General features: G+C 45.4%; 25 protein-coding genes. 8 read left to right on the top strand and 17 right to left on the bottom strand.

Annotated elements, in window-relative coordinates:
* Positions 1–76 precede the first annotated feature (76 nt).
* The 8 genes from SDE_RS19910 to SDE_RS19945 all read right to left on the bottom strand — a co-directional run bounded on the left by SDE_RS19910 (position 77) and on the right by SDE_RS19945 (position 5,374).
* Positions 77–1,987, bottom strand: a complete 1,911-nt coding sequence (locus SDE_RS19910; protein WP_011470281.1) for an Lnb N-terminal periplasmic domain-containing protein — start codon at positions 1,985–1,987, stop codon at positions 77–79.
* Between the two features lie 49 nt (positions 1,988–2,036).
* The gene (locus SDE_RS19915) at positions 2,037–2,522 is read right to left on the bottom strand and encodes a DUF3015 family protein (protein ID WP_011470282.1); all 486 of its coding nucleotides are present in this window, start codon (positions 2,520–2,522) and stop codon (positions 2,037–2,039) included.
* A gap of 290 nt (positions 2,523–2,812) precedes the next feature.
* The gene (locus tag SDE_RS19920) at positions 2,813–3,376 is read right to left on the bottom strand and encodes a CBS domain-containing protein (protein WP_011470283.1); all 564 of its coding nucleotides are present in this window, start codon (positions 3,374–3,376) and stop codon (positions 2,813–2,815) included.
* A gap of 13 nt (positions 3,377–3,389) precedes the next feature.
* Positions 3,390–3,716, bottom strand: coding sequence for a hypothetical protein (locus SDE_RS19925; protein WP_011470284.1), 327 nt, complete (start codon positions 3,714–3,716; stop codon positions 3,390–3,392).
* A 70-nt stretch (positions 3,717–3,786) separates the two neighbouring features.
* Entirely contained in the window at positions 3,787–4,071 is a 285-nt protein-coding gene (locus SDE_RS19930; RefSeq protein WP_011470285.1) for a hypothetical protein, read from the bottom strand.
* Positions 4,072–4,169: 98 nt separating this feature from the next.
* Positions 4,170–4,727 (bottom strand): GNAT family N-acetyltransferase, encoded by a 558-nt coding sequence (locus SDE_RS19935; RefSeq protein WP_011470286.1) that lies wholly within the window; start codon positions 4,725–4,727, stop codon positions 4,170–4,172.
* On the bottom strand, positions 4,724–4,897 hold the full coding sequence (locus SDE_RS19940; protein ID WP_049762825.1) for a helix-turn-helix transcriptional regulator: 174 nt from the start codon (positions 4,895–4,897) through the stop codon (positions 4,724–4,726). Before SDE_RS19940 ends, SDE_RS19935 begins: the two co-directional genes overlap by 4 nt.
* Before the next feature lie 48 nt (positions 4,898–4,945).
* Positions 4,946–5,374 carry a hypothetical protein gene (locus tag SDE_RS19945; protein ID WP_011470288.1) on the bottom strand — a complete coding sequence of 143 codons (429 nt, stop codon included), beginning with the start codon at positions 5,372–5,374 and terminating at the stop codon, positions 4,946–4,948.
* Between the two features lie 235 nt (positions 5,375–5,609).
* Between SDE_RS19945 and SDE_RS19950 the strand changes: the two genes are divergently transcribed.
* On the top strand, positions 5,610–6,113 hold the full coding sequence (locus tag SDE_RS19950; protein ID WP_011470289.1) for a metal-dependent hydrolase: 504 nt from the start codon (positions 5,610–5,612) through the stop codon (positions 6,111–6,113).
* On the opposite strand, the gene SDE_RS19955 is transcribed toward SDE_RS19950, so the two are convergent.
* The 4 genes from SDE_RS19955 to SDE_RS19970 form a co-directional block, all read right to left on the bottom strand.
* The gene (locus tag SDE_RS19955; protein ID WP_011470290.1) at positions 6,110–6,727 is read right to left on the bottom strand and encodes a response regulator transcription factor; all 618 of its coding nucleotides are present in this window, start codon (positions 6,725–6,727) and stop codon (positions 6,110–6,112) included. The two genes, SDE_RS19950 and SDE_RS19955, sit on opposite strands and share 4 nt — an antisense overlap.
* The gene (locus SDE_RS19960) at positions 6,724–7,866 is read right to left on the bottom strand and encodes a sensor histidine kinase (RefSeq protein ID WP_011470291.1); all 1,143 of its coding nucleotides are present in this window, start codon (positions 7,864–7,866) and stop codon (positions 6,724–6,726) included. The genes SDE_RS19955 and SDE_RS19960 overlap by 4 nt, the downstream gene beginning before the upstream one ends.
* 38 nt (positions 7,867–7,904) lie before the next feature.
* A complete protein-coding gene (locus tag SDE_RS21665) occupies positions 7,905–8,441 on the bottom strand; it encodes a DUF2306 domain-containing protein (protein ID WP_011470292.1) in 537 nt (178 codons plus the stop codon).
* Between the two features lie 105 nt (positions 8,442–8,546).
* Positions 8,547–9,233 carry a hypothetical protein gene (locus tag SDE_RS19970; RefSeq protein ID WP_011470293.1) on the bottom strand — a complete coding sequence of 229 codons (687 nt, stop codon included), beginning with the start codon at positions 9,231–9,233 and terminating at the stop codon, positions 8,547–8,549.
* 281 nt (positions 9,234–9,514) lie between these two features.
* Between SDE_RS19970 and yaaA the strand changes: the two genes are divergently transcribed.
* The 5 genes from yaaA to SDE_RS19995 all read left to right on the top strand — a co-directional run bounded on the left by yaaA (position 9,515) and on the right by SDE_RS19995 (position 12,759).
* The gene (gene yaaA, locus SDE_RS19975; RefSeq protein ID WP_011470294.1) at positions 9,515–10,285 is read left to right on the top strand and encodes a peroxide stress protein YaaA; all 771 of its coding nucleotides are present in this window, start codon (positions 9,515–9,517) and stop codon (positions 10,283–10,285) included.
* A 50-nt stretch (positions 10,286–10,335) separates the two neighbouring features.
* Entirely contained in the window at positions 10,336–11,187 is an 852-nt protein-coding gene (locus tag SDE_RS19980; RefSeq protein WP_011470295.1) for a response regulator, read from the top strand.
* 2 nt (positions 11,188–11,189) lie between these two features.
* On the top strand, positions 11,190–11,786 hold the full coding sequence (locus SDE_RS19985) for a DUF938 domain-containing protein (protein ID WP_011470296.1): 597 nt from the start codon (positions 11,190–11,192) through the stop codon (positions 11,784–11,786).
* A 20-nt stretch (positions 11,787–11,806) separates the two neighbouring features.
* Positions 11,807–12,433, top strand: coding sequence for a glutathione S-transferase family protein (locus SDE_RS19990; protein ID WP_011470297.1), 627 nt, complete (start codon positions 11,807–11,809; stop codon positions 12,431–12,433).
* A 119-nt stretch (positions 12,434–12,552) separates the two neighbouring features.
* A complete protein-coding gene (locus SDE_RS19995; protein WP_041326099.1) occupies positions 12,553–12,759 on the top strand; it encodes a cold-shock protein in 207 nt (68 codons plus the stop codon).
* A gap of 61 nt (positions 12,760–12,820) precedes the next feature.
* On the opposite strand, the gene SDE_RS20000 is transcribed toward SDE_RS19995, so the two are convergent.
* Positions 12,821–13,528 carry a hypothetical protein gene (locus SDE_RS20000; RefSeq protein WP_143710930.1) on the bottom strand — a complete coding sequence of 236 codons (708 nt, stop codon included), beginning with the start codon at positions 13,526–13,528 and terminating at the stop codon, positions 12,821–12,823.
* Between the two features lie 158 nt (positions 13,529–13,686).
* On the opposite strand from SDE_RS20000, the gene SDE_RS20005 reads away from it, so the two are divergent.
* On the top strand, positions 13,687–14,001 hold the full coding sequence (locus tag SDE_RS20005; protein WP_011470300.1) for an Mpo1-like protein: 315 nt from the start codon (positions 13,687–13,689) through the stop codon (positions 13,999–14,001).
* Positions 14,002–14,101: 100 nt separating this feature from the next.
* Here the strand turns inward: SDE_RS20005 and SDE_RS20010 are convergent, their stop codons facing one another.
* The 3 genes from SDE_RS20010 to SDE_RS20020 are packed head-to-tail and all read right to left on the bottom strand — an operon-like array spanning position 14,102 to position 18,711.
* The gene (locus tag SDE_RS20010; protein ID WP_011470301.1) at positions 14,102–16,150 is read right to left on the bottom strand and encodes a bifunctional diguanylate cyclase/phosphodiesterase; all 2,049 of its coding nucleotides are present in this window, start codon (positions 16,148–16,150) and stop codon (positions 14,102–14,104) included.
* A complete protein-coding gene (locus tag SDE_RS20015) occupies positions 16,147–16,698 on the bottom strand; it encodes a YfiR family protein (RefSeq protein WP_011470302.1) in 552 nt (183 codons plus the stop codon). Before SDE_RS20015 ends, SDE_RS20010 begins: the two co-directional genes overlap by 4 nt.
* A gap of 9 nt (positions 16,699–16,707) precedes the next feature.
* The gene (locus SDE_RS20020) at positions 16,708–18,711 is read right to left on the bottom strand and encodes a TonB-dependent receptor plug domain-containing protein (protein WP_011470303.1); all 2,004 of its coding nucleotides are present in this window, start codon (positions 18,709–18,711) and stop codon (positions 16,708–16,710) included.
* Positions 18,712–18,915: 204 nt separating this feature from the next.
* Here SDE_RS20020 and SDE_RS22245 point away from each other — a divergent pair, with 204 nt between their 5' ends.
* On the top strand, positions 18,916–20,079 hold the full coding sequence (locus tag SDE_RS22245; RefSeq protein ID WP_049762736.1) for a sugar efflux transporter: 1,164 nt from the start codon (positions 18,916–18,918) through the stop codon (positions 20,077–20,079).
* Between the two features lie 170 nt (positions 20,080–20,249).
* Here SDE_RS22245 and SDE_RS20035 read toward each other — a convergent pair whose 3' ends face one another.
* Positions 20,250–21,527, bottom strand: coding sequence for a dicarboxylate/amino acid:cation symporter (locus SDE_RS20035; protein ID WP_011470305.1), 1,278 nt, complete (start codon positions 21,525–21,527; stop codon positions 20,250–20,252).
* Positions 21,528–21,660 lie beyond the last annotated feature (133 nt).

Below are 21,660 nucleotides of genomic sequence, written 5' to 3' on the forward strand. Positions count from 1 at the left end.
CCACAAAACTATAGATCGATTAGCTACGAGTTTTACGGACTTACAGTAACTTGAATATTTTGTTGCTTTACTTTCGCTACCAGTAGTGACCGAATGTTAACCCTATTGAACTACCCTCATTCTTCGTGAGTGCCAGCCTTACATCACTATTTACATTTAACTCTTTTCTCAAATGGAAGCTATATATATACCTACTATTCACATCGCTTAGACCAGTAGCCACTCTTGCTTTGGCTACAGCCCGCACTGTTTCAGACAAAGTTAAAGATAAATCAGATTGAAACGAAACGTCAAAAACTCCGTAGTCAAATATGTTCTTCTGGGCACCAGCAATTACATAACCACTCACGAGGTACCTAGAAGCATTATTCGTCCAACTAAGCCCAGTACCGGCCTCTACCCTTGGTACAAGACAGTCAGGTGAACACTGCTCATTTAATTGCTCAACGCCTATATTCAACATCCATCCTCTACGACTATCATTTGGCAAACCTGTAGCATTCGAGTTAACTGCTTTAACGTTTACGATGGATAGCTGGTGCAAGTCTACCCTGCCGTTTTCAATCAAAAGAGATAACTCTCCCATGGCTAAACCCGCGTGCGCCACATGTGCGGCACCATAGTCGAGCTCATCATAGTAGGCCGGCCTTATATGCAGCTGTATTGCCGTTTCACTACTGCTCTTGTTATTCAAAAAGCCGAAACTTGAATAACTTGCTTTTCGCCCTGATTCTGGCCCAACAATCTGCTTTGCAGGTTCAACTCTCGGTGCCGCCGGCAAGGTAAATCGCATTGATAGAGCTAAACGATATTGAGACTCTAGTATATCGCTTTCACTATCGGAATTTTTAATGATCATATATTGGTAGTAGTCCATTATCACGTCCAATAGACGATACTTATTTTCCACCTTTAGACTTATAAACTCTGGTGAATCATAGGTTATTTTTCTGTTTATCAATCCTAGAAGTATTTCTCGTTCAGCAACATTTAACTCTTTAAAACCTTCGTACAATATACTTTGCCGTGACGGAACGATGGATTTATTCAGCACAACGTTTTCATCATTTATTGTATTCTGACTTAGATTTTGAATTATTGTTTGCGGTAAAACCCAATAATCTTGAGGGGGAACTACATCTATACCGTTAGCCAGACTAATTATTTCTGCCATTCGGTAGGCGCAATTTTTATTTAAGAAAAAGTATCTATATTTTTTCCCTCGAAGCTCCCATATATGAGCGAGTATCAACTCCACGTCGGATGGACCTATGTCTAACTCATATTCCCATAGGTTACGTAGTTCATTTTGACCATAATTGTGCGAATGGTAAAAATACTGATGATGAGTGAACCCTGCGTCATAAGACCCCACAAGCCCTTTTATTACATAGGGAAGCATACTTTCGTTTTCAGGTACTATTGCGCCGAAATTTACTGTAACGTCCTCCAGCCGTTGTTTCCCTTCACTCCCATCACCATTTAACTTTAAAAGCAAATGACCATAGTAAGACGCGGGGTTACCTAAATAACCAGTAGCGTAAACCACACTTAGCGACTTAACTTGATTATAACCAGTCCAATTGTCATATTCAGAACAGTCTATTTTTTGGGGTAAATATTTATCTAGCTCAAGTTTACCATTTAGCCAAATATAACGGGCACGAAACACACATTGGGCATGCTCATTTGGCAGCCCAGCGTCTAACTTGAAAAACGCATCGATCGTTGCCTTTAACTCTGCATGCGGATCTTCCGAACCTTTATCTGATAAGAAGAAGCTGGGAGAAGAAATTGCACTTTTGGCAGAAAACTTGCCACTTTTCGTTTTCTCATATACGAGCAACTGCATCCAAAAGGGGTCGTTAGCTAATTCTACTAATATTTTAGAATCGTAAATATCGGCGGCGTGAACTTTTTCTGCAACAGGAAGAAGAAATAAAAAAGAAAATAATACGGCGGGAAGAAAATATTTTATATGCACCACAAATGCTCAGCAGGATTGGCAATGCCCGAGGGCATTGCTCTAGACAAAACTAACCTGCAATCTTCGCAGATACAATCGAGTATAAAGCCTCTGCTTTTTCCACTTGGGTCTTGCTCTCATAGCTTGAAGCAGTAATTACTTCACGAAATTCAGAGCGTACACTAGCTACAACTTCAGCTTCTTTATCTGCTGACACTTTGAGTATACTCAGTAGAGTACTCAAGTGCTCACCTTCACCACGTGCAGTGTCTTCCACCAAACTATCATAAGTTTCATAGATAAACGCTGCTGCCTGAGCATTTTTACCACTACAGGTTTCTGGGCTTGCTGTCGCAGAAGTTACAGCAGTAGTACCAACATCCCATATAACGTTAGAGATTACTGCAGCAACGTCATGCTTTGGAAATAACGCAGCACCAATCCCACAATCAGAAAAGGGGTTAGGACCCGAGCCAACAGGCTTGTCTTCTGCAACAACAGAAGCACTAGCAGTTAATGCTGTTAATACAGCCAATAATGTAATTTTATTTTTCAAAGGAAATCTCCATTTATATCGATAGACCTCAGGACCATACTCCAGAGGCCGTTGGATATTAACTAGATAAGCCCGAAGTGTCTACATTAACTGGCCTTAATGTATTGTTTAATCGCTAGCGATTGACGCTGGCAGTACAATTAGAAACACTATTTTCGATAGCGAAGTTCCACTCATTTTAATGATTATCATCTAACGAATAAGGTGAAAATGTAAATTAAACCGACAGCCATGCGGTAAACACAGCTGTCGAGAAAATAGAAATACACTAGAATTAACTCTAGAAATCTCTACGCAGGCCTCAACTCCCTACACAATGTAGAAAATATGGCTTCGTTGCCAATATCTATTGCTTGCTGTAGGCGTGCTTCTATATCTGCCACCGAAATAATACCCTGTATTTGATGGTAGGCACGGTCTATTACCAAACAGTAGGCCTGACCGCTTCCTTTTAAGCGAGCGACTATATCTGCAACGGTTGCGTTGGCAAGCTCTACCGTATCAAACGCTTTAAGCTTATGCTTGGGCTTCATAAAATCTGAAATTGTGAGTTCTTCACGGCTGTAACCATTGGCAACTTTTTTCATTACTTCTTGGCTTTGCAAGTCGTTAAAACTCACAACACCAATAAAGTTATCGCGTTCATCTACAACTACTTCTAATGCGGTATGGGTTTTGGCCATTAGCTCGGCGGCTTCACTTGGCGACAGGTTTGGAGTAACAACTAATGGCGTAACCCGTGAAAAATCCATTACACACTCTAGCGCGTTAGAGTCTAAGGAAAGCAGAGTCTTGTGGCTAGATACGCGCAGACTATCTTCGTTATCGGTTTGATATAAATGTAATTTTTTCATTGCTGTAGCTCCTTCAAGCTAGGCTTTTAACTCCATTTCGGGTGCGTTTTTTAACTGTTTGCAACCGAAATAGTTTATTTAGGGCGTATTCAACCGCTAGGTAAAAAGCCGCTTCTTCGGAGCAGTGCTGTGCAGAGCAATCTACTTTGGTTTGATTTGATAGGTAGATAGCAATATGACAGTGCGCTATTTGCGTAGGCGCTATATCCGATTGGCGAAAGGCTACTTCAATACGTGTAATGGTATCGTTCACACGCGCAAACGACATACACTCTGCTGCCACTGTGTAGCGAAGTGCAGCATCTTCCGCGCTGTCGCGAAAGGCTATTGAGACAATCATGTTTTTTCCTAGCGATAAAAATTAATCGAAACACATTGCGCAAATACGCAATATTTAAAAACGATAAAAGCTAGGCAAGGGGTGGGGCGCGTATAGCGTTGCTTTTTAGGCTGCGCGAATAAAAGGTGGGAGTTAAAAGTTCTGGGTTAGTAGTGCAAGCCGCAGTAATATTAAATGGTGCACTGTAGGTATTGGCGCTCTGATCGGTTTCGTCTAGCAGTGTCTCAAAATGGGCACTGTCTATATCGGTGTAGACTATATTATCGAAGTTATCTGCAAGGCGCGACGAATTGCCATCGGCGATAGATACCACCGAAGTAAAAAGCAAAACTGCGACGAGCAGAATACGATTCATAAAAATTAACACCTTAAAATGTTAGCGTCTTTCACAACATAATGGCGACAACCGCAGTTTGCAAGTAGAGCGTTATATTTATTTTGTCTAATCAATAGCTACTTAGCACTACCGTTGCCCTCAACATTCATTTGCTGCCTAGCAATTGCGTACAGCACATGCTCTTGCAGTGGATGGCCATAGGTAATGGCTGGGTGTAAAAAGTTATTACCGGTATTAGCCATGCCCAAACGCAACATAACCGCTTGCGAACGCAAATTGGGCACCGCGGTAAACGCAACTATTTGCGCTAGCCCCAGTGTTTCAAACCCATAGGTTAAGGCGGCTTTTGCAGCTTCGGTTGCGTAGCCATTACCCCAATGCTCTTTTGCTAAGCGCCAGCCTACCTCTACACAAGGGCAGCAGGGCAGGCCCTGTGGCGAATGTAAACCTACAAACCCTATAAATTGGCTGGTAGCGCGCAACTCTACCGCCCAAAACCCCCAGCCGTTAGAGGCAATAAGGCTTTGCATTTTATCGGCTACTTCATCGCTTAATTTTCTGGTTAAGCGACGCGGAAAATATTCCATCACCAACGGGTCGGCATTCAATTGCGCGAAAGGTAGGTAATCGCTTTGCTGCCATTGGCGCAGCAGTAGCCTCTGCGTATAGATCATTCACGTTCAGGAGGCAGAAACACCTCTTCCAAGGGTAGGTTAAATGCCTGCGCAATTTTAAAAGCTAACTCTAAAGACGGCGCGTAGCGATTAGCCTCTATGGCAATAATGGTTTGACGGGTTACCCCAACTAGCTCAGCCAGTTGTTGCTGGGTCATCTCTCCTGCCATAAACCGCTGTGTACGAATGGTGTTTACAATATTGGTTTTTGGCACGGGTTATACACCTACCCTAGCGTAAATAATGACAGAAAGGGATTTTACACATTCTGCGACCACCCAAGCCAACAATACAATATTTGCCAATTGCAATGCCGTTGCCCCTAAGTACAACCCCACAAATACCCCTACCAAACCCAGCAATAATACATAGTGCCCATTACGTGTAGCCAATAGGCCCATTAACCTATCGCGCTCATCCTCTGGTTGCGCCGCATCTTTGTACCCCACAACACCCTGCACAATAGCCACCGCAACAATGAGCACAATAAAAATTACCACCGTACCAATCATCAGCCCTGTAATTGCCGTTAAGGTGGCCTCGGGCTGCGCTAGTATGGCGTATGCCTTATAAAAGTAATGGCCAAACACCAAAAGGGTAATGATTACCGCGGCGAGGTGTAATCTGTCTTTAAATGTCATGTTCATAGCGTAAGTCTCCATATTGTATGCTTAGGCATACCTAATGTATGTCATATAAAACAGAATGTATACTGTACATTACATATAGATTAAATATCAACCACCTTTTGCAGAATAATTATCAAGAGATAACACATAGGTTGAATAATCGATAATTGATAGAATTCCGCCGGAGTTACATTTGCAGGTATATTTACGCTTTACTAACACAGGCATCAGCCAACACTAAAAGGAACTTACCATGCCCTTCACACCCGTCCATATGGGCCCAGGCATACTGCTAAAAGCGGTTTTACAAGGCAGCTTTAGTTTGATGGTGTTTGGCTGGGCGCAAATAGTAATGGATATTCAACCCTTGCTTGTTTTACTCACTGGGGAGGGGCATCTGCACGGGTTTTCGCATACCTTTGTGGGAGCGAGCTTGCTAGCCATTTTCGCAGCAGTTACCGGCAAGTATTTAGCGCCTTTTGGCTTGTTTGTTTTGCGAATTCCGCGCACTAAAGAGATTGTGTTTCGTTGGTGGGTCGTGGGCCTAAGTGCATTTATCGGTTGCTTTAGCCACGTAGTGCTCGACAGTATTATGCATGCCGATATGCAGCCCTTTTACCCCTTTGCCCCCAACAACCCTATGCTAAAAAGCATTTCGGTAGAAGCGCTACACAAGTTGTGCTTGTATAGCGGCTTAGCAGGGGCGGCTATTTATTACGCGGTGCTCTGGTTTAACATTAAACGCGCAAACAACTAAAGCCAGCCTTTTTGCCGCGCTATACGCGCCGCATCAATGCGGTTGGTGGCGTTAAGTTTAGAAATAGCCTCCGATAAATAATTGCGTACCGTGCCCTCCGACAGGCATAGGTCGTTGGCAATTTCGGCAGTTTTTTTACCGCTGCCCGCTAAGCGCAGAGCTTTGCGCTCTTTATCACTTAACGGGTCTTTATCGTCTAATGCGGCAATGGCCAACTCGGGGTCGATTGTTTTCTTGCCCGCCATGGCTTTATAAAGCACTTCGGCTAATATTTCTGATGGCGCATCTTTTAAAATAAAACCGTACACCCCAGCCGCTAGTGCGCGGCGAATATACCCCGCTCTGCCAAAGGTGGTAACAATAACTGTGCGCAGCTCGGGAAATTTTTCGGCGAGTACTTCTGCCAACTCAATACCTGTAATGTTAGGCATTTCAATATCGGTAAGTACAATATCTATTGCATCGGTTTCGCTGTGGGTGCGGTTTAAATATTCAAGCGCAGCTTTACCATCTTCCACCTGTGCCACTACGCGAATATTTTCTTCCATATTTAACAATGCCGCGAGTGCGCCGCGTACCATGCTTTGATCTTCGGCTAACAATACATTAATCATTGTGCTTGCTCCTGCAACTGTATTTGCACCATAAAGCCTTCGCTTGTATCTATAACAAATTTGCCTTGCAGCTCTTCTACGCGCTCGCGTATACCTTGCAACCCGTTGCCGCACTGCACTTGCTGCGCTTGGCTTACAGTACCGTTATCTTGCACAGTAAGTGTAAATATTTTGTTTTCGCGGTGTGTGTTAATTTTTGCGCGGGTGGCATTACTGTGGCGTAAAATATTGGTAACCGCTTCGGTAAGTATTAAACTTAGTGCGGCTTCTGTTTTAGGTGACAAGCCAGATAAATCACATTCCACCTCGGTAACTATGCCCTTATCCACAAGCCTATCGCTTAACTTATTAAGCAACTGCTCCATGGTTTTTGCTTTATAGCCGGATACGGTTTGACGTAATTCAGAAAGCGCTTCGCTGGCAATGCGGCTCACTTCGCCAATCTCTTTTTGCCCTTGCGCCGTTTGCCCAGCCGCACATAACTTTTCTGCCAATTGCGATTTAAGCACTATAGAGGTGAGCGTGTGGCCGAGAATATCGTGTAAATCACGGGCGATTCGTTCGCGCTCGGCAACGATAGCAAGCTGCTCTATTTTTTCGTTAGAGCGGTGATCTTTATAGCGGGCGATATCTTCTGCGCGGCTCATTGCCGCTAGAAAAAATAACCCTGTAGTTAACAGTACACCAGATGGTATAACCCAGTAATTAAATAAATCGAAAAACCATGAAGATAAGCAAAACAGCGTTAGCAGCAATACATACAACGCTAAGCCAATTGCCAGCCGAAAATAATAACCAATAAAAAAACCACAATAGCCAATAAGCGTGCTCGTTCCTGTAGAAATCTTAGGGGTAACCAAACAAATTATCACCATTGCCAACAAATACAACAGCGATACACGCAACGAAGAAAAAGCAATTTGAAAGTAGCAAAAAACAAATACGGCATAAGTTGCCATACCCGCTAACAAACGCGTTGTTGTAACAGAGCTATCAAAAATAAGCGGAAAAAAATAAAACAGCGAAAACGAGAGCGAAGCAAAAATCCAGCGCGGCGGGCGGCGGCGCTGATAATGCCTGCGGGTAAACGCCAGCCACGGGCCTTCCGAACGCTCTAGCTTTTCTATGAATGAAGCCATACTATCAACCTGTTTATGGTAAGAGCCGCCACTTAGCCCTAAATACTTTTATGAGGTGTGCCGATAAATTCTTTTTTGTACGCTGTTGTTAACTTTTGCCATTTTGGCCGACGCAAATGAATGGTAATGCCACCAATTACGCAGGTAATTAAGCTCATCAATATAACAGAGCCTGTAAACGCTGCGCCACTTGCAAGCCACGGTAGCCTTGTAATACCTTCCGAGAAAAAAGCAGCCATTAAACCAACATACGACCAACTCATACAGTCAAAATGCAAACGCAATGCATGCGGCGTGTGCGGTAAAGCCGCCACAATACCTATGCATACCGTAATAAGAGAAAACAAAGCCGCTATGTGAAACGGCCCGAATACAAACAAGTTATGAATAAATAAAGCCGAAATATTAAGGGCCAGCATTAGCATGACATAGCTAAAACCCCAGAGCTTGTGGCTTTTGCCACCTTTAGGCTTTGCAAGTACCCGCCAACCCACTAACAGCGCTAGCACAGCACAAAGAGTGTGAATTAAACCTACTTGATGACTACCGAAGTAACTTAATAGGGCGATTAACATTTCTCACCTTTTATTTTAGCCATGTGTTCATTGGCCATAAAAATGCCATCCTTAGCGTACAACATCCTGCTAAAGTGAATGTTTACTTAGGGTGTTCAGTTAACACTACATACCTGCCAGTGCTTGCTGCGCCAAACCATAGTTGGGCTGCAGTTTTATAGACGCTTCAATATCTTTTTTGGCCTGATCGGTGTTACCTAGCGCGCTGGCAGCCATACCTCGCCAAGCTAATGCATCGGCGTAACCCCAAGTGCGTGTTTCACCGGCCGCTTGGTAAGCGTTAATCGCTTTAGTTAAGTAGTCGAACGCGGTTTGTTTGCCGCCGCCCCATTGCTCTGGCGTGTGAAATTTATTAACACCAGTAAGCATAAGCACCATTGGGTTGTGCTTATCGGCGTCGGCGGCACTCGCTTCGGCAAACCCAGCTTTGGGGCCATAGGTCATTGCCATAGAGGGCTCTAGGAATGTCATCATGCCGTACACGCTAGATAACAAACCCCACGCCTCGGCATTTTTGGGGTTGGCTTTTACTTCGTTTTCTAAATCTAGCATTAGCGGCTGCATTATATTTTTTGCCGCTTCATTGTTTTGTTTGCCCAGTGCCAGTGAACCCAACCGGTAGCGAATAACCAGTTGATCGTTCGGTGCCGACTCTGCAAGCATATTCTCTAAGGCCATAGCGTGACCGTTGTAATACGCTTGCTCTGCTGTTTTTAGCGATAGGGTTTCTGCTTGGGTAATGGCAGCCCCCAATGTAAAAATGGCGGTAGCTATAAATTTGGAAACGTTCATTTTTCTATCCTTGCGTTGATGAAGTTAAAGTATGAATAACGACCAAGTTCACAACCCACAACAGGTGGAACCGGCTAACTGTCGATGGAACCAGTTTGCTACAGCGCAAGTAAAAAAATAATGGACCTTTGTCACTACATGAGCTGACAAATGTCATGTTTATTCAATAACAAAGGCAGCAGCGCAATCAGCATAGTTTTTGACTATAACCACAGTAGCTGAACCCCACCTTCGCTTGAGGTAAGATACGCGCCAAATACATTTAAGTGACCACTAGCCCCATGTTGATTGTTATTTCCCCCGCTAAAAATTTGGATTACGACACCCCCATGCCCAAGGTGAAAACCACCAAGGCCGCTATGCTTGAGGACAGCGCCGAGCTAATCGAAGGCTTAAAACAGCTTGCGCCACAGGATGTTTCCAAACTCATGCATATTAGTGACAAGCTGGGCACTCTTAACTACGACCGCTTTCAAAGCTGGAGCCTGACCTTTACCAAAGCCAACGCCCGCCCAGCAGTTTTAGCCTTTAATGGCGATGTATATGTTGGCTTAGACGCCTACAGCTTTACCGACGAAGACTTCGCTTTTGCCCAAGACCACCTGCGCATACTTTCGGGCCTGTATGGCGCGCTGCGTCCACTGGATTTAATGCAGCCCTACCGCTTGGAAATGGGCACCAAGTTCGCCAACAATCGCGGCAAAGATTTGTACGCCTTTTGGGGAAGCAAAATTACCGATGCGCTGAATAAGCAGCTTAAGAAGGTAGGCTCGGAAACTGTGGTTAACTTAGCCTCTAACGAGTACTTCAAATCGGTAAAACCTAAAGCGCTAAACGGCGAAATTATTACGCCCGTGTTCAAAGAGTGGAAAGACGGCAAATATAAAATCATTAGTTTCTTCGCGAAGAAGGCAAGAGGCCTAATGAGCGCCTATATTATTAAGAACAAGCTAACTCAGGTTGAACAGCTAAAAAGCTTCGATTGGGACGGCTACACATTTAACAAAGCAATGTCCGATGGTAGTGAGTTAGTATTCACTCGCAAGCAATAGTGCATAAAAGCTCACATTGCTTAGCGCAAGCATAGGATTGTGAGCAATATATGGCATTACGAATACTGGTAGTGGACGATGCGGGGTTTGTGCGCGACACCATAAAGCGCAGCCTGCGTCAGATGCTACCGCAATGCGAAATAAAAGAAGCCGTAGACGGTCGCAAAGCAGTAAGCCTATTAAAGACGGGTAAGTACGACATAATCTTATCGGATTGGGAAATGCCCGAAATGTCTGGTGATGAGCTGCTTGCATGGGTGCGCGAGCAGCCAGCCCTCGAAAAAACCCCGTTTATTATGATTACCAGCCGCGGCGACCGCGACAACGTGATTACCGCTGTTAAAGGCGGCGTTAACGACTACATCACCAAGCCCTTTACCCCAGACGAACTACAGCGCAAAGTAGCCAAACAATTAAAACGCTTGGGCTACACCAGCAGCCGCACCTCGGCCCAAACCGCCGCACAAGATTCCGCCGCTCTACTTACTGGTGGCGCCAAAAAAGCGCAAATACAAAAGCCTAGAGTAATAAGAGACGCCGCGGGCTTTGGAAAACCTACTGCCAAAGCAGCCAGCCCTGCCGCAGCCACTTTTAAAGGGCGTGCTTTCTTGCGTTTTGCCGGGGTAAGCAATGCCTGTGAATGCGCGGTAAAAGATTTATCGCTGCAGGCGTTAAGCGGCGCCATTATGCGCCCTGAGCACAATTTGAGCTTGTTTGATCAAGCGGTAGTCGACTTAGAAAATGAACAGGGTGAAGCCGTTGCCCGCCTTAATGGATACATTCACACGTTACAATCGTTGCAACCTGTTCCAACTGCGACAGGAATCAAAATAATTATTCGATTTGTTGATGATGATCCTGCTAAGCTTGAGGCCCTATCCTTAATACTGGCAGGAAAATAGGTTTGACACAGAAACCCTTTTCGCAAGCCTGCGAAAATAATAAAGACCCAATTTTAACGGAATTAAAGCGGCTTTTTACCAAGGTTCACCGCGTATTGGAAATTGGCAGTGGCACCGGCCAACACGCCGCGTATTTCGCGCCCCAGTTGCGTCACTTATTTTGGCAACCCACCGACGTAGCCGCCAACCTAGCAGGCATAGAGCTGTGGGTGGCAGAAGCGAACGCCAAAAACCTAGGTGTATCACAAGTATTGAATATGGAACGCCCAAACTGGCGCAATTTCCGCTTCGATGCCGTGTATTCCGCCAACACAGCGCACATTATGGCGTGGCCTTTAGTGCAAACTATGATTGCTGGCGCCGCCGCAGAATTACCACAAGATGGCCTATTCGTGCTGTACGGCCCCTTTAACTACAACGGCAAATACACCAGCGACAGCAATGAACGTTTCGATGCGCACTTGCGCGGCGTAAACAGTAACCAAGGCATTAGACACTTCGAAAAAGTGGACGAATGCGCCCAAGCAGCGCGACTTGTACTGCAAGAAGACATAGCCATGCCCGCCAACAACCGTTTACTGGTGTGGAAAAAACGCTAAGTACCCCCTAGGAGGCTCTAATGCTAAGGATTTACGGCGATATACAATCTGGCAACTGTTACAAAGTAAAATTACTTTGCCTGTTACTGGATATCCAACACGAATGGGTGCACATGGATATTGTCGCGGGAGATACACGCAACGAGCTTTTCCTGCAAAAAAACCCCAACGCCAAGGTACCCGTTATTAGCTTAGATAGCGGCCGCAACCTGTGGGAATCTAACGCCATACTCAACTACCTCGCAGAAGGCAGCCCCCTGCTGCCCCAAGACCCATTACAGCGTGCAACCATACTGCAATGGCAATTCTTCGAGCAATACAGCCACGAGCCATACATCGCCGTCGCCCGCTACATCAATAAGTACCTAGGCCTACCCGCCGAACGTGCAGACGAATACCACGCAAAACAGGCTGGCGGCCACAAAGCACTTGCGGTTATGGAGCAACACTTGGCTATTTGCCCTTACTTTGTAGGCGAAGCCATGACCATTGCCGATATATCACTCTACGCTTACACCCGCGTGGCCCACGAAGGCGGTTTCGACTTAAGTGCCTACCCAGGTATAAATCGCTGGTTTGCGCGCATAGAAGCGCAACCTAAGTTCCAATCTATGCAACAGCTATTAATTGCCGATGGAGGGTATTAATCCTCGATACTCGCGCTTAGGCGCTCTATACTCGAGCAATCTTCATTTCCTACATTGTTTTCGTCATGGTGATAGCGAGAATAAATTTTAAAAATTCACCCAACAAAGAAGAAATGAGCATGAGTAAAGGTACAGTTAAGTGGTTTAATGCAGACAAGGGCTTCGGCTTTATTACACCTGCAGATGGCGGCAAAGATTTATTTGTTCACCATTCAGAAATTCAAGCCGGTGGCGGTTACGCCACTTTGAACGACGGCCAAGAAGTTGAGTTTGAAGTTGGTCAAGGCCAAAAAGGCCCATGTGCAAACAAAGTACAGCCGCTATAACATTGGCACAGCTGTAAGCAAGTGTACCCGCATTGCGCAGTTTGCATTGCGGGTGATTTAACTAACGCCCGCCCCTATTCGTCATCGCCTCCCTTAGCCTATCGGCAAATTGATCTGACCCACTCTTAGTACCACAAGGCGCATATGCCCAAAGTGCCCCATCCAGCCGATCTGAACCAACGGTTTCCAACAATACTGCACAACCGGTTTCGGTTCGCACCAAAGTTTGGCCCGCGATTGTTTGCTCTGTTTTCACCGCTTCTGCTTTTATAGCAGGGGCTAAATTAGCTAATCTTTGCGCTTCTTGTCGCTGCCTGTTTACGCGCGGATCGAAGGCCGCAGTGGGGTTAGAGTTGGCGCTTCGCGAAGCTTGCAGGGCTTGCTCAACACTTACTGACACCTCACTATCGTATCGAAACAATCCGCTTTCACCCGTGGTAACCAACTCAGTTTCTACTGTTTTTACTTCACTAACGTTTGGCTCACTTTTATTAGCAGAGGGAGCAGCAATGGGCTTAGGCGGAATTGGCACGACTGGAACAGGCATTGGCGGTTCAACCGGAATGGCCGGTGCAACAAGCTGCGGCACATTAAGCGTTACCGTAACCGACGTACTTTGCGGCGTGGGGCTTGCCTTAAGCCAAAGCCACAGCAGCGTTAAGCCTACCGTATGCAATACAAGCGACAGTAACCAACCTACCGGTATACCAGCAGAGCGAATTGGCGACGGCTCGTCCCACTCCATGTTTGTCACTGGGGTTGTTATCATCGTATGCTTAGCTAATATTGAATATAAAACCACAGGCAAAACTAAACGCCGCTAAAGCGTAATGCTGTATTCAAGTAGCGCACTGTGAAATATGGTTATTCGACTTAGCCACAACTATTTAGTTCGAAAATTATTAACAACCCCAAATAGGCATCGCCATGGCACTATTCAGCTCTAAAACTTGGCCGCAATGGATTGCCGACTACCGCCTTAGCCACACCCACCCAGTTAACGAAGCCTGCCATCTGGTGGGTATTCCAGTTATTGTTATTTCGCTTTTCTGGCTACCCATTGCATGGCTAACCCATACCCCCTACTGGCCAGCAATTACATTATTTATAGTGGGTTGGATACTGCAATTTGTGGGGCACTACTACGAAAAAAAATGGCCAGAATTTTTTAACGACTGGCGCTTTTTATTTGTAGGCGTGAGGTGGTGGTTAGATAAGGTGGGAATAAAAAAGAGTTGCTAGTTGCTAGTTGCTAGTTGCTAGCAATTATTGAACAACATTCTATACTGCTAATTCTTCAATGGTGGGCAGTGCCCACCCGCGAGCTGTCCACTAATAATAATCACCCTACTTTATGATTATTCCCCAAGGCATTGTTATATTTTTTATGCCACGCTAAAAATTCGGTTTCGGGAACGGGCTTAGAGAAGTAGTAACCTTGAAAACAATGGCAGCCCAAATCTAATAATGTTTGCAGTTGACTTTCGGTTTCTACGCCTTCCGCCACCATAGTTAAATCTAAGCCTTTTGCTAATGATGTAATCCCTCGCGTTAGCCTTCTATCTTGCTCACTGGTATCTATATTGGCAATAAACGATCTATCTAGTTTGATAATATCAATTGGTAGGGTACGCAAATAATTAAGCGATGAGTAGCCTGTGCCAAAATCATCCAAGCTAATGGTAAAGCCAATAGATTTAATTGCGTGAACCACTTTTTGCGCTTTGTCTGGGTCGGCAATAAGCACCGCTTCGGTAATTTCTATTTCCAGTAAATCGGGGCTAATACCTGCGCTGGCAACGGCTTCTTTTAGCACTTCAACAATTTTAAAAGAGCGAAAATGCCTACCCGATAAGTTCACGGCAATAGGTACGGGTTTATCAAACCTAGCAGCCCATTCTTTTAATTTTTTGCAGCACTCTCTTATTACGTAGTAGTCAATCTCGCGAATAAGAGGTGTTTCTTCTGCATAGGGTATAAATTTATCTGGCGTTAAAAAACCCTCTTCCGGGTGCTGCCAGCGCACCAGCGCTTCGCAACCTGCCACCTCGCCGGTTTCTGCCAGCACTTTGGGTTGAAAATAAATAATTAATTGATTATCTAAAATGGCGGGCTCTAAATCGCGTTGAATCATCAAGCGGTAGTGCACTTCTTCCTGCATACCGTGCGAAAATAAACTAAACCTATTTTTACCACCGTCTTTAGCATGGTACATGGCCACATCGGCGTGGCGCTTAAGCACACCCACTGTTTCGCCATGCTGCGGGTAAATGGCGCCGCCAATCGAAACAGCGGTTTTAATTTTATCGTCTTTAATTACAATGTCTTCACTTAACGCAAACAGAATATTATTTGCTATTTGGCGCGCATCAAACTCGGTTTCTATATCGGTGGCCAAAATAATAAACTCATCGCCACCCAGCCTGCACACTAAATCTTCTGCCCGCACAGAAGCTTTTAACCTTTGCGCCACACCAATCAATAACTCATCGCCATAATCGTGACCCTTGGTGTCGTTAATGGTTTTAAAGTCGTCTAAATCTAGCAGCAAGCACACAAACTTGTTACCACAGCGGCGGGCGTGCTCAATGCATAAGCCAAAGCGCTCGTTTAATAAGGCGCGGTTTGGCAAGCCGGTGAGGTTATCGTGAAACGCGCGAAAACGAAATTCTTCTGCAAGTTTTTCTAACTCTAGAGTGCGATGACTTACTTGCTTTTCAAGCATCGCATCGCGTTGCTCTACCTGCTCAAGCATGCTGTTGAATGTTTTTGCCAACCTGCCTATTTCATCTTCACTGAATATTTCTGCGCGCAAACTGTAATCGCGGGTTTTGGCAACTCGCTGCGAGGTGTTATGCAACGCGAGAATGGATTCAAATATCATCCCCTGTACAGCCAACGACAATAAAAACGCCACCCCCAATGCAATAACTAGCGTAGTTATACTGAATAAAATGGTTTTGGATATACCAGAGCTTATCTCTGCATCAGAAACATAAACCACCAGTGTACCAATTTCGTCGCCACTAAACACAATAGGTTTACTTATCGAGAAATCAGCGCCCCCTACAATATACCCATCTTTAGTAACGTGCTCTGAAAATACTTTTTCGGCTAAATCTAGTACTTCTACTTTTAATATTGCGGGGTCAGATTTAAACGAAGAGAGAATTTCTGACGTGGTTTTTTCATCATCAAACAGTACAGAAGCAGAAATATTCTGGCTAATAATATTCGCTTCAATATTTAAGCGTGCATCTAAGTTTGTTTTGGCTGTATGGTACTGCATTGCAAAAATAGCAACATCAATTACCAGCGTGGTAACAAATACAATGCCTAGAGTACTGGCTAGTATTTTTGGCTTTATATCTAAATTACGTAAAAAACTCATTTGCCCTCCTTCTGCGAAAGGCGCATTAGCTTAGAGCTAACATTGAATTTCTTATCGTCTAATAGGGGTTTATTTATTTCAAATTTAAGCTTACTCTCTTTGCTATATAAATGAATATCGCCACGCTTTCGTACATCGTCACCCTCAGTAATTATAAGCGTGTAGTCGACAACACCTCTAGCATCACTGGGGTAACTCATTCCTTCAGCCAAGTAAAACATATGGCAAAGTATTTTTTTTGACGCTGCATCTACGCCCGCAGCGTTTGCTTTACTTATATCTACAATGTGTAGTTGATTCGAACCTGTCTGCTTGCCCTCTAGTGTTGACAACTGATAGAGATCTTTTTCACTATTGCTCAGCACACACAAATTAAACGTTTGGTTTTCAAAAACGTAAGGGGTTGGCCATTCGATAAAATGGGAGAAATAGAATAGGTAAGCACTACGCAACGCACTCACATCTTGCTTACCGGCAAGCGCGCTTTGCGCACTAAACGGGAAAGTAAGTATAACGATCAATAAAACATGCTTCGCAATTAATTGCATACAGCGCACTTAGTACTCATGTGTCAACGTAATCATGCCATGCGGCCCCACATACATGCCCGCAGAAGAAAAAGCCTCTCGCACAGCTTGAATGTCTTTGCTACCTATATTCTTTAACTGTAACGCAATAGAAGTAGATTCCGAATGCTGATAGCGCAGTCCCAAATCGATAGTGTTGATATCTTCTATTTCAGCCTGAGAGGTTTCGTAATTAGATCGATACATCCACCAAGCACTAAATGTAAGCGCATCAGTAACGTTATAATTTGAACGCAACGAAAGTGTGTTCTCCCAACCTACATAATTTTTTATATTCGACTTGGTGATAGACGCTTGCACATCCCACTTTCTACTTAATTGGCTACCCAGATTAAACTCATAACCAGAAGACTCGAATTCTTCATTGCCATCAAATACAGCATGTTGAATTAAAGCTATGGGCAAATTCGGCAAAGCAGGGTACAACTCAGGCTCACCAATAGGTGCAACACTAATGTTGTACTTATACTCGTTTTTAAATAGCGCAGCATCGATATAACTATTGCCCCAAGTAACCCGGTAGCCCAGCTCTAGTGCATCGGTAACGGTATTGCGGTTCCCCCGCATATCGCTAATAACAATAACAATGGGCAAGGGGTTACCAAGTGTATTGGCAGGAATGATTTCATAGGGGGCGTTTTTCGCATCGGTTAGCGCACGGGAAGGGGTAGAAGCCGCCCGTGAGGCCGCCGCCCAAATACGCTGCGAATCGCTTACCAGCCACATCAAACGCATTGATGGCTGTAGGCTGGTACCACTTATTTGGTTTTCATCTACACGAGCAGATAAGGTAGCCTGCCACTTATCACTTAGGGATATGGTATCGCTTAAAAACGCACCATAAGAGGCAATATTTTCATTTTCGTCTATAAAATTTATAAAATAATCTACTTGATTAAACGACGACAAATTAATTGAAGAGTAACTAAAGCGGCTATTCACCCCCATACTTAACGCGTGTATTCCCACCGTGCCACTAAGCTCTAAATCCGCCTGCAGGTTTCTTGAATCCCAATAATAAAAATTACTTTGTCGATCGGTTTGATCTAAAGCGGTGCGCACATTCCAGCGCCAATTTTCATCCAATGCGCGCTGATAATTCACTTGGATAGAGCCACCAATTAACTCTTCACTTTTAAGAATATATTCTCTACGAACTGGGTCGGTAAATATATTGGACCATATTGGGCCTATATCACCACCAAAAGCTTCAACATAAATTTGTAAATTACTTTTATCATCGTTGCGCTGTACTTGAGTTGATACCCGCCAATCGCGACCATCCTTTTCTTGCAGGTCGAATTCGGCATTTTCTAAACCGGCAATCACCCCAAAATGACCGCTAACGGCGTAATCCCAATCGTTATTTAATTTGCCCGATTGACGTAGATTTACCCCCTGTCGGTGGTGCTCGCCCGCCCACACTTCAACATTGGTGCTGGGCTTTTCGCCAGCAGAGTAGGTAATAATATTTATTATGCCGTTTACGGCATTAGCGCCCCAAGCAGCAGCATTAGGGCCGCGAATAACTTCAATTTGTTTTATATCGGCTAAGTTGTAGTTAAGCTCGTTCCAATTAACGCCACTGAATACGGAGTTATACAGGCTTTTACCGTTAACCATTACCAGCACAAAGCGGGAGAATTGGCCGCCGGCCCCGCGAATACTCACCGACCATTCGTGTGCCCCCACCTGATCGGCAGTCACACCGGGCGCCATGCGTAATGCCTCGGGAATATTGCGCGCACCCGATAAGCGGATATCTTCGGCACTAATAACAAAGGCGGCATAGGGTACATCTAACCCTTTTGCGCGGTTTTTACCCGCAGATTCCACCTCTATTTCCATATCTACTAACTGCTCAATACCCATTTCTATTAGGTCAGCGGCGGTTTGCCCTTCGGCATACGTACCTGTAGGTAGAATCAAAAACGAGGCTGCACACAGTGTGGCTGTGTGAAAAGTTTTTTTCATGGCTCCAACTCAATATTCCAATATCCCTTTGAGTATAGTCGGCTATTTATACTCCGCAGGCGCAGTGCAGCCTCTGCTTATGCTTTTTTTGTTGGGATTACTCTGGCTTATGCCAAATCGATACGATTTGCCGCAATTTAACGACAAGAAACCGGTTACAATGCGCGCCCTACGTAAATATCAACATTCATTCAGGACCCAACTTTGAAGCGCCTTACTTTATATTCCGGCCCCGCGTTTACCTGCTACTTTATGTCGTTTGTTGTAGGCCTATTATTCGCGCTAGTGATGCCCACCTTGAGTGTATTAGTGGCCAAGGGGCTGGGCGTACGTCCGTTTTTGGTGGGAGTATTTTTTGTAGCTATGGCTGCGAGCAGTATTGTGTTCTCTCACATGCTGGCCACTTGGTCCGATAAAGTTAACGACCGCCGCCCTCTAATAATGGCCGGTATGCTATTTGGCGCGGCGTCGTGTTTGGTGTTTGCATTTTCTAGTAATTATTGGGTGCTGCTAGGGTTGGGCTCCACCCTGTTTAGCCTCTCGTTTGCGTTTACCTCGCAAATGTTTGCCCACGCCCGCGAATTTGCCGACCAGCGTTTAACCCTTGGCCAAAACACGCTGTTTAACTCTATTGTGCGCGCAGGTATCGCTGTTGCCTGGGTATCTGGGCCGCCCATCGGGTTTGCGCTGTACAACTATTTGGGTATTCAAAGGCATTACACCTACGTGGCCATTGCCTATATTGCCGCCGGGCTTCTTGCTTGGCTGGCGCTGCCCAAGGCAGAAAAATTTGATACCAGCGCCTTGGCGCCCATCCCAGCCAGTCACAAGCAACAAGTAGTAATAGCGATAATTGCCTTCGCGTTTTTATATGCCTGCAACCAAACCTACTTGATTGCGCTCCCCCTGTATTTACCAGAGCACCTAGGTTTAGACAGTAGCTACGCTGGCTGGATTATGGGTACCGCTGCCGCGCTAGAAATACCTATTATGATTTTTGGCGGCTGGCTAGGCACGCGCTACCCACTTATTGCGCTTATACGCATAGGCGGCCTGTGCGCAGCGGCACTTTACCTAGGCATTTGGAATGCCACAGCCCTATGGCAGTTATTCGTACTACAGCTACTAAACGCGGTGTTTATTGGGTTTGTGGCCGGGCTAGGTATGACGTGGTTTCAAGATATGATGCCCGGCAAAGCGGGCGCGGCATCGGCACTGTACTTGAACGCCAATAATATAGGTAACTTACTGGGCAGTTTGGTTATTGCAGTATTTGCCGAAGCCTTAGGCTACCGGCATATCTTTTTGATTATGATTGCCATTGCGGCTTGCGCGGTGGTGACGCTATCGTTATTGGATAAGAGATAGCTTACAGGAACAGGGAACAGGGAACAGGGAACAGGGAACAGGGAACAGGGAACAGGGAACAGGGAACAGGGAACAGGGAACAGGGAACAGGGAACAGGGAATGAAACAGGCTTGGCGATTTTCCGTCAAGCCTTTTGGTTTTTTCTTTACAACTCCGCACTGGAACTGGTTTATTCGAAGTTAGTTTTTTCGCCTTCGGTTCTGGCTATAATTGTTGCGCAGCAGCTGTCGCTAAATACGTTTACGGCGGTGCGCATCATATCCAGAATTCTATCGGTAACCAGTAGTAAGCCAATGCCCTCTAAGGGTAAGCCTACAGCGGTAAGAATAACCGTAATAGCCATAAGGCTTGCAGAGGGTATGCCGGCAACGCCAATAGAGGTGAGCAGCGCAATAAGCACAATGGTAAATTGCACACCAATGGTTAAATCTAAACCGTACGCCTGTGCAATAAACATGGCTGCCACACACTCATACAATGCGGTGCCGTCCATGTTAATGGTTGCGCCCAAGGGTAAAACAAACGAGCTGGTGCGCTTAGATACCCCAGCGTTTTTCTCTACACAATCCATTGTTAATGGCAGCGTGCCCGAAGACGATGCAGTCGAAAAAGCAGTAAGCAGGGCCGGCGCCATAAACGCAATTTGGCGGTAAGGGTTTTTCACTCCTCCCAAATAACGCAGTAACAGCGGCATAACAACCAGTACGTGTATGGCAAGTGCAAAGGTGACGGTAAAAAAGAACACTGCCAAGTTGGCCAAAATTTCCAACCCGGTACCAGCAATAGTAACCGTAACCAAGCCAAACACCCCCAGCGGGGCAAATTTCATTACCAGCATGGTGATTTTCATCATCACCTCAGAAACGCCGGTCCAAAAATTCATTAACGTCTCGCTGGCCGCCGGTGCCACGCGCACCATAAAAAAGCCGAACAACAAACCAAAAGTAATTAGCCCCAGCATTTGCCCTTCGGCAGCCGCCTCGACCAAATTGGGCGGTACCATGCGCAAAAATACGGCAGCTACATCACCCAAACCGCGCCCTTCTACTTTGGCTAACTGCTGGTCTACTTGCTCGGTAGAGCTAAGGTTTAATTGATCGCGCGCCGGCTCACCGTTAATTTCACCCGGCGTCATCACGTTTACCACCAGCAAGCCAACCAAAATGGCTATGGTGCTGCTAAGCGCATAAAAGCTTAATGCCTTTGCGCCCAAGCGCCCTAGATCTGCCCCTTTACCCATGCCCGCTACGCCGCAAATAATGGACGACAGTACCAGCGGCACAATAATCATTTTTAACGCGTTAAGAAAAAATGTGCCTATAAATTCACCGGCATTCACAATGGCCTTTGCCCAGGTGGCATCGCCAGCAAAATTGACTACGCCCCCCACCAAAAATGCGGCTGCAATAGCGATAAGAATTTGCCAGTGAAGTTTTAGCTTTAACATAGGGGCGCCTTATTATGGTAACGAGCTAACAATAAAGACGTGCGATTTATTCGCGCGGACTCTTTGCTCGAACTTATTCCGAAGGTGGATATTGCAGCTAGGTTTTACCACAGCCATTACCACAGCTGCAAAT

Origin of the sequence: Saccharophagus degradans 2-40, from assembly GCF_000013665.1 — a bacterium.
In the GTDB taxonomy this organism is placed as follows: Bacteria; Pseudomonadota; Gammaproteobacteria; order Pseudomonadales; family Cellvibrionaceae; genus Saccharophagus; species Saccharophagus degradans.